Source organism: Pseudaquabacterium terrae (genome assembly GCF_013266755.1).
Lineage (GTDB): Bacteria > Pseudomonadota > Gammaproteobacteria > Burkholderiales > Burkholderiaceae_C > Pseudaquabacterium > Pseudaquabacterium terrae.
On the sequence record NZ_JABRWJ010000011.1, the window covers coordinates 166,322 to 178,257 of the forward strand.

General features: G+C 66.4%; 8 protein-coding genes and 1 pseudogene. 4 read left to right on the forward strand and 5 right to left on the reverse strand.

Annotated elements, in window-relative coordinates; translation table 11 throughout:
- Positions 1–204: 204 nt before the first annotated feature.
- Positions 205–624 (reverse strand): annotated as a pseudogene (locus HLB44_RS30655) (ATP-binding protein); the annotation flags it as partial.
- A gap of 516 nt (positions 625–1,140) precedes the next feature.
- On the reverse strand, positions 1,141–1,347 hold the full coding sequence (locus HLB44_RS30660) for a hypothetical protein (protein ID WP_173132352.1): 207 nt from the start codon (positions 1,345–1,347) through the stop codon (positions 1,141–1,143).
- Positions 1,348–1,536: 189 nt separating this feature from the next.
- On the opposite strand from HLB44_RS30660, the gene HLB44_RS30665 reads away from it, so the two are divergent.
- The 4 genes from HLB44_RS30665 (at position 1,537) to HLB44_RS30680 (ending at position 5,223) form a co-directional block, all read left to right on the forward strand.
- Positions 1,537–2,457: a bifunctional helix-turn-helix transcriptional regulator/GNAT family N-acetyltransferase gene (locus HLB44_RS30665; protein WP_173132355.1), complete on the forward strand. Its 921-nt coding sequence runs from the start codon at positions 1,537–1,539 to the stop codon at positions 2,455–2,457.
- A 655-nt stretch (positions 2,458–3,112) separates the two neighbouring features.
- Entirely contained in the window at positions 3,113–4,480 is a 1,368-nt protein-coding gene (gene ltrA, locus HLB44_RS30670; protein ID WP_173132358.1) for a group II intron reverse transcriptase/maturase, read from the forward strand.
- 117 nt (positions 4,481–4,597) lie between these two features.
- Positions 4,598–4,906 (forward strand): YlcI/YnfO family protein, encoded by a 309-nt coding sequence (locus HLB44_RS30675; RefSeq protein WP_173132361.1) that lies wholly within the window; start codon positions 4,598–4,600, stop codon positions 4,904–4,906.
- The gene (locus tag HLB44_RS30680; RefSeq protein ID WP_173132364.1) at positions 4,903–5,223 is read left to right on the forward strand and encodes a type II toxin-antitoxin system RelE/ParE family toxin; all 321 of its coding nucleotides are present in this window, start codon (positions 4,903–4,905) and stop codon (positions 5,221–5,223) included. Before HLB44_RS30675 ends, HLB44_RS30680 begins: the two co-directional genes overlap by 4 nt.
- Before the next feature lie 154 nt (positions 5,224–5,377).
- On the opposite strand, the gene HLB44_RS30685 is transcribed toward HLB44_RS30680, so the two are convergent.
- The 3 genes from HLB44_RS30685 to HLB44_RS30695 form a co-directional block, all read right to left on the reverse strand.
- Positions 5,378–8,611 carry a toll/interleukin-1 receptor domain-containing protein gene (locus HLB44_RS30685; RefSeq protein ID WP_173132366.1) on the reverse strand — a complete coding sequence of 1,078 codons (3,234 nt, stop codon included), beginning with the start codon at positions 8,609–8,611 and terminating at the stop codon, positions 5,378–5,380.
- Between the two features lie 657 nt (positions 8,612–9,268).
- A complete protein-coding gene (locus tag HLB44_RS30690; RefSeq protein WP_173132369.1) occupies positions 9,269–9,982 on the reverse strand; it encodes a hypothetical protein in 714 nt (237 codons plus the stop codon).
- A gap of 49 nt (positions 9,983–10,031) precedes the next feature.
- Positions 10,032–11,921 (reverse strand): response regulator, encoded by a 1,890-nt coding sequence (locus HLB44_RS30695; RefSeq protein WP_173132372.1) that lies wholly within the window; start codon positions 11,919–11,921, stop codon positions 10,032–10,034.
- Between the last annotated feature and the right edge of the window lie 15 nt (positions 11,922–11,936).

The window sequence follows — 11,936 nt, forward strand, 5'->3', positions numbered from 1 at the left end:
CACCTTCAATAGGGCGGTTCAGTGTCGGCGCCGATTGAATTTTGACCACTATGCCGAGCGAACATTGACCCCCTGATGGAAGCCGGCAGCACGCCTGCCGGCTGTGGATAAGTGTAGGTCTTTGCCGGGGGGACGATCTGCGTTGGCTGCTGAAGGTCGCGCGGCGGCCCTCCGCGGGGCCGCTGAAGGGGCCTTGGCGCCCCGCTACGGCGTCGAAGACGCCTGGCTGGCCGTGCGGCTCATCTCACGCTCCCTGACGCGTTTCTTGGCCGCTGCCGTGCTGCGCGTGAATCGGATCGAGTCGTTGCCCGTCACCAGGATGTGGCAGTGATGCGTGAGCCGGTCCAGCAGTGCCGTGGTCATCTTCGCCTCGCCGAACACGGTGGACCATTCGGCGAAGTCGAGGTTGGTCGTGATGATCACGCTCGTGTGCTCGTACAGCCGGTTGAGCAAGTGGAACAGCAATGCTCCGCCGGCCTGGCTGTAGGGAAAGTACCCCAGCTCATCGAGCACGACGGCGTCCATGCGCAGCAGGCTCGCCGCGATGCGACCGGCCTTGCCTTGTGCCTTCTCCTGCTCGAGCGCGTTGACCGGGTCGACCACCGAGTGAAAGCGCACTCGCTTGCGGCTGCAAGGCCGACCGCACGCCGGAGGAGGCAGGGATGCCGCGTGTGTACCTGCCGTACGTGCCGAGCCGCATCGAGGCCTTTCTTCGATGGCCGGCACATCCGCGCCGACGTGCACGAGTGGCTCGCCGCGCCCCTGCCGAAGGGATCGCGCCTGAACTGATGCTCGTGCGGACAAGAGTCTGCCGAGGAAGGCAACCGCTCACAGGTCAGCGGTTCGGACCTCGTCTCCGCCCCGCCGGTGCACGGCATCCGGATTCGTACGTGGATGTCGCGCATGCCGCGGCGCGGGAATCGGCCGATGCCAGGCCATCGAGGGTTCGCACCACAAGGTACCGGCCGAAACCTCACCATGTTTCCCGATTGCTGCCTTTGGTGACCGGCGGCTCATGGCCGTCTACCGTCGCTCGATCCCGCCTCACGCCGACGAGGGACAAGGGATCCAGAGAATACCCTCTCGTCAAATCGACGTGAGCTGCGGCGCAGGCCTCGGACCGGCCTCCGTGCACCGCGCTCAGGCCCCGCGGCGGCGCGGCTTCGCAGCGGGCACGAAGCCCATGTCTCCCTCCACGCGCTGGAGTTGCGACAACGCCGCGGCCAGCTCGCGCCGCAGCGGGAGCAGCCCGCGCCTGGCGGCAGTGATGCGTTCGCCGGCCTGCAGGTCCTGCTCGCCGAGCAGCAGGTTCGCGATGTCGCTCGCCTCGTCGCCGAGCACCGGCATTCCAGCAGCTTGCCGTCGCGGACGAACTCGTGGCCTTGCTCGACGAGACGCGTGTGTCGCTGCTCGCCGCCCCCGGGGATGGCGAGACGCCGCAGCGGCAAGCGCGGCTTGAGAACGCTCCTATGCCGTCAGGGCAGACTCGGGCCCTGCGTGTTGACTCCTTGAAAATGACTGACTAAAGTCAGCTATATGGAGCCAGATGCAGTTGCACGAGTACGCCGCTTCAACAGGGCGGTCACGGTCGAGGTGGGTGCCCTCGACACTTCGTTCCTCGGCCGCGGTCGGCCTCTCGGCGCCGCGCGCGTCCTGAACTCGATCGGGCGGGGAATCACTGACGTGGCTCGCTTGCGCGAGTCGCTGGGCCTCGACTCCGGTCTGACAAGCCGGCTACTGCGCGGTTTGGAGGAAGAGGGCCTGGTCGAGACCGTTGCCCATCCCGGCGATGCACGACGCCGAGTTGTGCGTCTGACGCGCGCGGGCCAGCGGGAGTTTCGAGCCTACGAGAAGCTGTCCGATGATCAAGCGGGCACGATGCTGGCCCAGCATCCTCACCCGCAAACGCTGCTGGCCGCCATGGACGTGATTGCCTGCGCACTGCAGCGCTCGCGCACGGTCATCGAGGAAGCCGATGCGACGAGCGAGCCCGCCCGGGCCTGCTTGCGCGCCTACTACGGTGAACTCAACAAGCGATTTGCCTCTGGCTTCGATGTTTCGCGTTCACGCGACCCGGAAGCCGCCGACATGGTTCGGCCGCGCGGCACGTTCCTGCTCGCCTGGTCGGACGGACTCCCCGTAGGCTGCGTGGGCCTCAAAGGAGATGGCAGCGAGCTGGCGGAGGTGAAGCGCCTCTGGGTGGCGCCGGCCGCACGGGGCCTGGGACTGGCGCGCCGTCTCATGACCGCGGTTGAAGACATCGCAAGCCACTTGGGCATCGGCGTGCTCCGCCTGGATACCAACAGCGCACTGTCCGAAGCCATCGAGCTCTATCGGAAGTCGGGCTGGATCGAAATCCCGCCGTTCAACGATGACCCCTATCCCGATGTGTTCTTCGAGAAGCGGCTACCGGCGAGCGAAGAAGGGCGGAGGCGACGCCGCAGTGATTCGTCATAGCCGGTCCGGCTGGGCCTTGGTGACGGCTAAACTTGCGGTTGTATAACAACTGCTATACACTTCCCGCATGGTGCGTCGTGACGCTAAGGAAAGGCCGAACCCCGAAGGGGGAGGACTGACTGCGGCTTGCTGCGCCACTCCTACGGGTGAGAGTCCCGTCCCGGTAGGCGTCGGTGCGCCGGGTAGCAGGCCCCAGGTATTGGAGGGAGACCTCTGTGCCCGAGCGGGGCGTCAGAAGCCCGTGAAGCGGCGCAAGCCGTACAGCGGGGAGCAAGCACGCGGGCCGCAACATGAAGTGAAGCCTGCAGCCTCGACAAAGTTACAACCCGCAGGCCGAGCCGCTCATGTCACGGCGAAGGCAACACCACTGGCGCAAGGACCGAAGCGCGCCAGAGGCTGCGGCGGGGTATGGGGCGCAGCACGCGTGCAAGGAGTGGAGCGGAACACGAGAGATCCGTCTGCGCGGCCCGAGTCGGGGCAAGCGAGCTCGTATAAGCCCAAGGCGAAGTCGAGTCGTGCGCAGCGGAAGTCCGAGGGGATCGTAGTACTGGACGGCGAGGCGCGAGCCGAGCCGACGAAGGCCGTGCGGCATAACGCGGCTGGAGGGAAGGGTCCCTGCGGTGGTTACGCTGAGGAAGCGGGTAAGCGCAAGGGAATGGCCGGCCAGACCGGACCTAACGACCCCGGCGGTGATGAGCCGCGCGACAACGTGCGACAACTGCAGAGGCAGCTCTGGGCCGCAGCCAAGCGGGCACCGGGAAGGCGTTTCCACGAGTTGTACGGCCAGATGTGCAGGGATGACATCCTGCGCGAGGCGTGGAGGCGAGTGCGCCGCAACCGCGGCGCAGCGGGGATCGACCGCGTGTCGATCCAAGACGTGGAGCAGTACGGAGTCGAGCGCTTCTTGCAGGAGCTGGGCGAAGTGCTGCGCGCGGGCGAGTATGGCGCGCAAGTCGTGCGGCGCGTGTACATCCCCAAGGCAGACGGAAGAATGCGGCCCTTGGGCATCCCCACGGAGCGCGACCGGGTGGTGCAGATGGCAGCCAAGTTGGTGCTGGAGCCGATCTTCGAGGCGGACTTCGAGCCGTGCTCGTATGGGTTCCGGCCGAGGCGCAGCGCGACGATGGCACTGGAGCGGATCAGGCAACTGAGCCGCGAGGGTGCCGAGCACGTGCTGGATGCCGACATCCAGGACTACTTCGGCAGCATCGATCACGGCAAGCTGCTCACCTTGGTGGGTCAGCGCGTCAGTGATCGCAGGATGCTCAAGCTGGTGCGGTTGTGGTTGCAGGCTGGGGTGATGGAAGACGGCGCGGTGCGCCATCCTGTGGCGGGGACGCCGCAAGGTGGCGTGATCTCGCCGCTGCTGTCGAACATCTACCTGCACGTGCTGGACCGGGTATGGGCCAGGCATGGCGCGCACCTGGGCACGCTGGTGCGATACGCGGATGACTTCGTGGTGATGTGCCGCAGTGCACGAAGCTGCGAGGAAGCCCAAGGTCGTATCGAGCACGTGCTGGGCCGGCTGGGGCTGAAGCTGCATCCGCAGAAGACGCGACGCGTGGCGCTGAAGGATGGACTGGAAGGCTTCGACTTCCTGGGCTGTCACCTGCGCAAGCGCATGAGCGGTCGACTGTGGGAGCAGAAGAAGCTCAAGCGGTACTACCTGCATCGGTGGCCGAGCCGCCGGGCGCTGAACCGGGTGCGCGAGCGGGTCAGGGACCTGACCCCGCGGTGGCGTTGCCACCAGGATCTGCGCGACGTGATCGCCCATCTGAACCCGGTGCTACGCGGCTGGGGGCAGTACTTTGGCAGCGGCAATGCGGCCGATCGCTTCACGGCGATCGATGGCTACGTCGTGCGTCGATTGCGCAGCCTGCGTGTCAAGCGCGCCGGTCGGCACCTGCGCCCAGGCCAAACGCCGCACTGGGATCGCGCCTACTTCGAAAGCCTTGGACTCCATCGCCTGCGCGGTACGATCCGCTATCCCGGCAAGCCTCCTGGCAACAGGAGATCCGCGTAATGCTGCGAGCCGACCGGCCACCGGTAAGCCGTGTGCGGGAAATCCGCATGCACGGTTTGAACGGGGGTGTTGGCTCTGTTATCGACCTTCTGGCCTGAAACGAGCCAACATCTACCAATGAGTCGCTCCGCCACCTTGCCGCCCATCCGTGTTGCGCCCGAGACGAAGGCCAGCCTCGAGGCTGTGCTGCGAGAAGGCGAATCGCTGACGCAGTTCATCGAGAATGCTGTTTGCCGCGAGGCTGAGTTCCGCGCTGAGCAGAACGCCGCTGTCGCCCGGGCGAAGAAGGCATTGCGCAGCGCTGAGAAGGGCGTCGGCCTGCTGACGGCTGAAGCCTTCCTGGCAGGCATGGAGCAGCGTGCAACAGCAGCACAGCAGCGCATCCGCGATGCAGTGGCGGCGAAGAACAAGCGAACCGCCGGGTGAGCGAAGGGTATCGGGTTGTTCTGACCGTCACGTTCCAGGAGGACGTCGAGCGTCTCGAGGAACACATCATCCAACGGGAGCTGGCAAGCAACACGCCGGATGAAATGTGCATCTTCCGGTTCCGCGACGCGGTGGAGCGCGCGATGGGGATCCTCGCCTTTGCTCCACACGCCTGTCGTCGATCTGAAGCGCACAGGGAATTCCGGGAACTGATCATTCCCTTCGGTCATGCCGGATGCGTCTTTCTCTTTGCAATTCGCGAGCTCGATGTCGTATTGCTCGCTGCGAGGGATCAGCACGAGCATGACTACCGCTGACGCCTGGCGGGTCAAGCCGTTCCATCGTCGTGCGCAGCTCGCTCGTGATGACGTGCCTCGATGAGCCGCCCCTACGTGCCGACATCCTGGGATCGGCAAGGCGCCGCCCTCCGGTGGCGCTGGCGACGGGTCGCCGAGCCAACCGTCGCAAAGACTAGGGCCGCGCGCCAGCCGCTCTGCAGGGGCCCGAGCCCGGCGCCAAGGCCAGCTGCGCGCGCTCGGCATCGCTCAGGCAGCGCGGCAGCGAGGACCAGGCACGGGCCTGCAGCTCGGCACGAGATGCGTGCAGCGGCCAGCGCCGTAGATCCCGGTCGAGCGAGGCGCTGAGCACCCAGCGGCCCTTCGGGTCGAAGGCCAAGGCTGCGACCGTGAGTCGGTGGCCCTCCATCGCGACGGCCACCTCGCCAGACTCCAGGTCCCATAGGCGGACCGATCGACCGTCGCGGGTGAGCAGCCGGCGTGAGTCCGGCGTGAAGGCCGGCGCGCCGACCTCAGAGAGTCCGCGCACCAGCATCACATGGCGCTCGTGTTTACCGATGCCCCAGACTTCGCCCGCCCCTCCGTAGCTGCCAGCCAGCCATTGGCCGTCCGGGCTGAAGGCGAGGCCCGCCCAGCGTGGCGCACGAGCGGCCGGGCCCATTTCGCGCTCGAACAGCAATCGGCCCTCGGGCAACGAGAACACGGCCACGCGTCCGGCGCGAAAGCCCACCGCCAGCCGCGTACCGTCGGCGCTGGTCACGAAGGTCTCGACTGGCGCACCCTTCATGTCGATGCGGCGCACCAGCGCGCCGTTCGATGCATCCCACAGCCGCAGCCCGGGCTCCAGGCGCAGGCTGAAAGCTTGGCCGCTGCCCGATGCAGCAGAGGCGGGGCTGTCCATCGGCGCTTGCCATTCGGCGGCCGTCAGCAGCCACCGGCCGTTGCCGCTGAACGCGGCGCGCGCCACCTGCCTTCTCAGCGTGGCGCCCGCAGGCGGATCGGCGGCCGGTGCATCGAGTCGGGCCACGAAGCTGCCGTTCGCGGGATCCCACAGCGTGGCCGGCCGCGCACCATGGGACATCAACAGGCGTCGGCCGCCCGGTGCGAACTGGGCCGCCTCTGGCGATCCGCCGTCCGGCAGGCGCTTGCGGTCCACTGCCCCGCCGTCGGCGGAACTCCAGCTTGACAGCTCGCCGTTGTTGGCCAGCAGGAAGGCAGTCAGCCCGTCGCTGGAGAAGGCGGACGCCAGCACCTGTGTGCCTCCGGCCGCCAATCTGGCGCGCTCGCTGCCGGATGCTGGATCCCACAGCCGAGCGGTCGCTTCCGAGCCATGGCTCAAGGCCCGTTTGCCATCGGGAGAGACGCTCACCCCCGTGACCCAGGCGGCGTGGCCCGCCAGCTTATCGCGCTGGGCGGGCGTCGCGATGCGCCAGATGCGCAGCTCGCGCCCGCCGTGGCTCAGCAGGCGCCCGCCGTCGAGCAGGGCCATGCCGGCCAGGTCGGGATGGCCGCGCAGCTCGACGGCACCAGGGCCCTCGTGGCGCTGCCACAGGTGCAACGTACTGGAGGCCGGCATGCCGCGCGGTTCGTCGCGCGTGTGGATCAGCACGGTGTCGCCCTCGGTTCCGGCGTCGAGCGCTCGCACCGGTGAATCCAGGGCAATGCGTCCAGGTGCGACATCGTCGCAAGGCTCGCCCGCCAGGCTCCATAGCGCCACGCCGCCACCGCTGTCGCCGGTGGCCAGCAGGCTTCCCGACAGCGTGCTGGCCCCGATCTGTCGCGTATGCGCACGCATTGCCGGCGGCCTGGGGCAGCTGGAGGACGCCGTGGCTCCGGCCGAACCAGACAGGCGCCATTGCTGCAGCCAGCCGTCCACTCCCACGGCGACAAGCTCACGATCGTCCCCGGCAAAGTACAGCGCCTGGGTACCGAAGCCCGGCCGTCCCTTCAGCTGACGCAGCAGGCGGCCCGCACCCGCGTCCCACAGCATCGCGTTGCCCTGGCCGTCCGCGCCGGCTAGTCGGCGGCCCTGTGCATCCAATGCCAGCGCCTCGACGCTGCCGTCGTGCTGCCAGCGCCGTAGCAGGCGGCCGTCGGCTGCGTCGTGGAGGCTGACGACGCCCTGCTCGTCGACCAGCGCCAGTCGTCGACCGTCGCCGCTGAAGGCGGTGGCGCGGATCTCGGCCGCATGGCCCTCGAGGGCGCCGATCAGCGCTGGGCGGCCGGTGTCCCAAAGGTAGGTCCGAGCCGGCTGCTGGTCGAACGCGGTGGTGACCACGAGCAGACGCCGGGCGGCCGGGCTCCAGCGATGGGCGATCGGAATCACTTCCGGCCCCCGATGTTCTCCCAACCAGCGGCCGTTCTCGGCATCCAGCAGCCGAAGCGCGTGGTCCTGTCCGAGCAGCGGAACAGCCGATGCAGCGGCCTGTGGCATCACGCCGAGCGTGACGCCGGCAGGATCGGGCAGAACCCGCTCCTCGCGCAGTGACTGCAGCGCCGCGTACAGGCGACCCTCGGCTTCGGGAAGCAGCGGGCGCTCTATTCCGCGCGTTGCATCCGGCATCGCTTCGAGAGCCAACAGCGCCGCGCGCACGGCATCGCCGCTGGCCTGGGCCTGGTGGGCGGCCGCAAGCAGCTGGCGCGACTGATTGGCCTGCGCCTCTGTGCGGCGTTGCCGTGCTGCGTCCCATTGCCACCAGGCCGTCGCCGCGATGGCGATGACGCCAAGCATCGCGGCGGCACCCAATGCGCGCCGCCGTCGTTCGGCGTCGCGGCTGGCGAGGATCAGCTCGACCACCTGGCGTGCAGCGGGCGGTGCCCGTGGCGGCCGACGCTCGTGCCAGGCAGCGGCACGACGCAGCTGCGCGCCCGAGAGCAGCGCGCTGCTGTCTGCCCGAACGGCGGCGCTCCCATCCTCGGATGGCGGACGCCACTGGTGTGCGCGCGCGAGCAGTGCGGTGCCCTCGCGCACCCAGGCGCTGTCGGTGTTCAGTGCGCGCACCAGCGGTGCCTGGTCCCGTTCCGGGTCGTACACGCCTTCGGCCGGCAGCATGTGGACGCGTCCGATCGCGGGTGGTAGTGCGGCGGCGTCGATGTCGGCGATACGCACGGGCATCAGCCGCTTGCACAACCGGACCACTTCCCCCAGTTCCCACTGGCACCAGCGCGATGTCACGCTCGCCGGCGTCACCAGCCACACCACGGTGTCTGCCGCGGCGATCGACTGCGCGAGCTGGCGCTGCCACTCCTCGCCGAACTCCAGCGCCTCGAGGTCGATGAACACGGCGAAGCCCTCGGACTCGAGCGCACGAACCAGCGCCTGCGCGGCGGCCTTGTCGCGCCGCGAGTACGAGACAAACAGTTTCAGTGGTGCTGCCAGGGGAAGTGGCGGAGCGAGGTCGACGGGCATGGCGAGGATGGTCGAACCAGACGGATCTTGCCTGGTGCCATGGCGTGGCGCTCATCTGGCAGGCTAGGCATGTCAGGCGGTCGCGGCGCGCACCGCTTCAGCAGGGCCTGGCGCGACCGTCGATGATGTCGGAACCACCTTCGCCACCGCTAAAAACGAACCAACGGCAGGCCGATGCTTCCCACCCCTTCGTCGACGCACTACCCAGCCGGACTGCTGCGAAATCGCCCAAGAGGAATCCGCGCCCAACCGCCTGCCGTTGGTTCATTATGAGGGTGGCCTGTGAGCCGCCGGCATCGATACTCCCGCCGCGTCAGACCACCCTGCCATGCCATGCCCCGGCGTTCGAACTCTATTTCGCCGTCCAGGAGTCCCTGCCCGCTCGTGCGAGCAGGTCTTCGCCGAAGCATGGGTGCGCCCTGGAGGGTCCACCAACAGACCCGAGCCGCAGCCGGCCTACAGTCCCACCACTTCACCCGTCAGCGAAGCCGGCCATGTCGTGCGCGGGGTCCGGGGTCCGGGGTCCGGGGTCCGATCGGCTCAGGGCGATCGAAGCGCTACCGCGCCGCCCCCCACCGGCGCACCCGGCTGTCCACCGGACAGGCGACAGGCGGGCAAGGGACCTGGATGGCCGGCTGTTCCTGAGAGAACCGCCGGTCAGATCTGCCGCAGGTGACCAACGACGCGCGCCAGCACCGCTATGTTGGACGGCAACTGTCCGTTGACCAAGGGGATCATCTGAACGCTGGTCGGCGGCATGGCAGAACCACAGCTGAGCCGGACCATTGGCTCACCAAAAACGACCTCGACCATACGGATCGCGGTCTGGTTCGCCTGCCCGGCGGCGCTGAACCGAAGCAAGTACATGCCGCTTCCAGCGATCTGCTCGCAGGTCGGGTCGACCAGAACGAGTTCGCCTGGCCGTATCTGGTCGAGCATGTCGCTCCCCGCCTGGCGATAGAACACCGCAGCGCGCGGATGATCCGTGTACTTGGTAAGAGCCCTATCGGACGACGAGGGGTCGCCTGGTCGGTACAGCGAGATGATCGGAAGATCCGCCATCTCTGAAGGTTGCGGACTTGCCGGATCGGCGTCTGAAGACGCCCCTGCGAGGAGCCGGTCCAAGGCCGCTGGGTAGAACGACTCCGGCGGAATCTTGTAGTGTTCGATGATCCGGGCCAGCGAGGGCAGGTCGGGGAAGTTGGCGCGATACGTCAACCAATTCTTGACGGTCCCCAGTGACTTCCCGGTGACAGCCCTAAGCTGTCGATAACCCTCGGTGATCTCAAGGGCGCCGTCCTTGGTGACGTGCCTGATGATGACGTCCGCCACATAGTGGCGGTACGCAGCGTCTCGGTCGGCGGCGGGCAAGTTTGATGGCTCTGCTTGGTCTTGTGCTTGCGAACCCATGGGGCCGAACCTACGCGGTGACCGATGTCACCACCCCGCGCCCTTCGTGTGTTGTTCTGAGCCAGCGCGTGAGGAGCTCCCTTAGCTGCGCCTCAGTGTAAGGCTTCCCCAGGTAGTCCGACATTCCGGAGGCAAAGCACTTCTCGCGGTCCGAGGCCAACGTGTTAGCCGTCAGCGCGATGATCGGAACGGGCGACTTGGCGGCCGCCATGGCCTCGTGTTGCCGGATGCGCTTCGTAGCTTCGTACCCGTCGAGAACCGGCATCTGACAGTCCATCAACACAACGTCGAACGCCTGATGGCCCAAGATCTCCAGAGCCTCTCGACCGTGGGCCGCAACGGTTACCTGAAGGCCAAGTTCCTCCAACATGCGGGACGCAAGCATGGAGTTCAGTTCGTTGTCTTCAACGAGCAGAACTGTGCCGGCGAACTCACCGAGCTCCTCGGAAAGTGACTCCACGATCGTCCCCCCGGAGGAACGGGGCTGCACTGCGGCGAAAGCCGCCGGCTGGGCAACTTCGACCGGCAAGGCCACCCGAACCACTGTTCCCAGGTGCTCGACGCTCGAAATCTCGATCTTGCCGCCCATCGCGTTCACCAACTCATGGACGATGGCCAGCCCGAGGCCAATACCACCTGCGCGACGATCGGCTCCACTGTCGCCCTGGAAGAAGGGCGTGAAAACCTTCTCCAGATCCTCCTCGCGGATGCCTTTACCCGTATCCCGAACCTGCAGGTGCAGACAAGCCTTCGGGAGCGATTCCCCTGGACGAGGTTCCAGCCTGGATGACAACTCGACGAAGCCAGCCTCCGTAAACTTGACCGCATTTCCCGTCAGGTTGTTCAAGATCTCGAAAAGCCTGACTTCGTCAATCACAACTCTCGTCACCGACGGCACGAGGTCCAAACGAGTGTGCAGGTTCAGGCCCTTCGAAGTGGCTGCAGCAACGTGAAGCTCCTTCACGGTCCGTACGGCATCAGGAATGCTGACAACGCATCGCCTCGCGTCAGAATCACGGTGGCTCAATTTGGTGTACTCCAGGATGCCGTTGAGAATCTGCAACAGCGCATGCCCGGCGCTGTGCGCCTTCTCTAGTAGCGCGCGATCGTCTTGATTGGCCTTCTTCGCCACCGATTCAAGAATCTGGAGGACGCCGTTCATTGGCGTCCGAACCTCGTGACTCATGTTCGCGAGGAAGCGCGACTTGGCTTCGTTGGCCTCCTCCGCTGCTCGCTTGGCAGCCTCAAGTTCCTTCGCGTAGATGTTCCTGCGCTCTTTATCCTTGCGCGCGAGAAAGAGCTTCCGCTCACGGTTCTCAATGCTGTGAGCGAGTGCGAAGGCCGCAATATTGACGACGACCAAGTGGGTGATGAGGCGCCCAATCTGGGCGCCCTGCCCCGGCATATGCAAAGCGTATGCAACCCCGGTGACTGATGAAATGCCGGCAACGACAGCTGTGTTGAGAACGGTGAGACGCGAAAACGCATGGACGACGACCACACCCGTGCAGAGCGATGACGTCAACGCCCAATACAGCTCGGCATGGGAAAGTTGGGCTCGCGCGTTAAAGGCAACAAATGCGGCCGCTTGGAGGGCTCCAAGCATGACGACGTTTGCCAACGCAGTGTAGTGCCTGGCCACAAACTCGCGTCGATAGAAGCACAGCGGGGACCCGATCGCCAACAGCGCAATGACGAACAACCGAAAGGACTGAACCCCGCCAACGGCCGGCAACACTCCATGGATGAAGTCGAGCAAATAGAAACTCAGAAATGTTAGCAGCGCGAGGGCGAGACTGATGCCCAAATAGGTAGCACCGGGAGCCTGATAGACGCGACGGAACTCGTTGTCGAGCTCGACATCTCCATGGTGCGCAAAGAACCTGAATACTGACCTCATGCAACCCACCGTCAA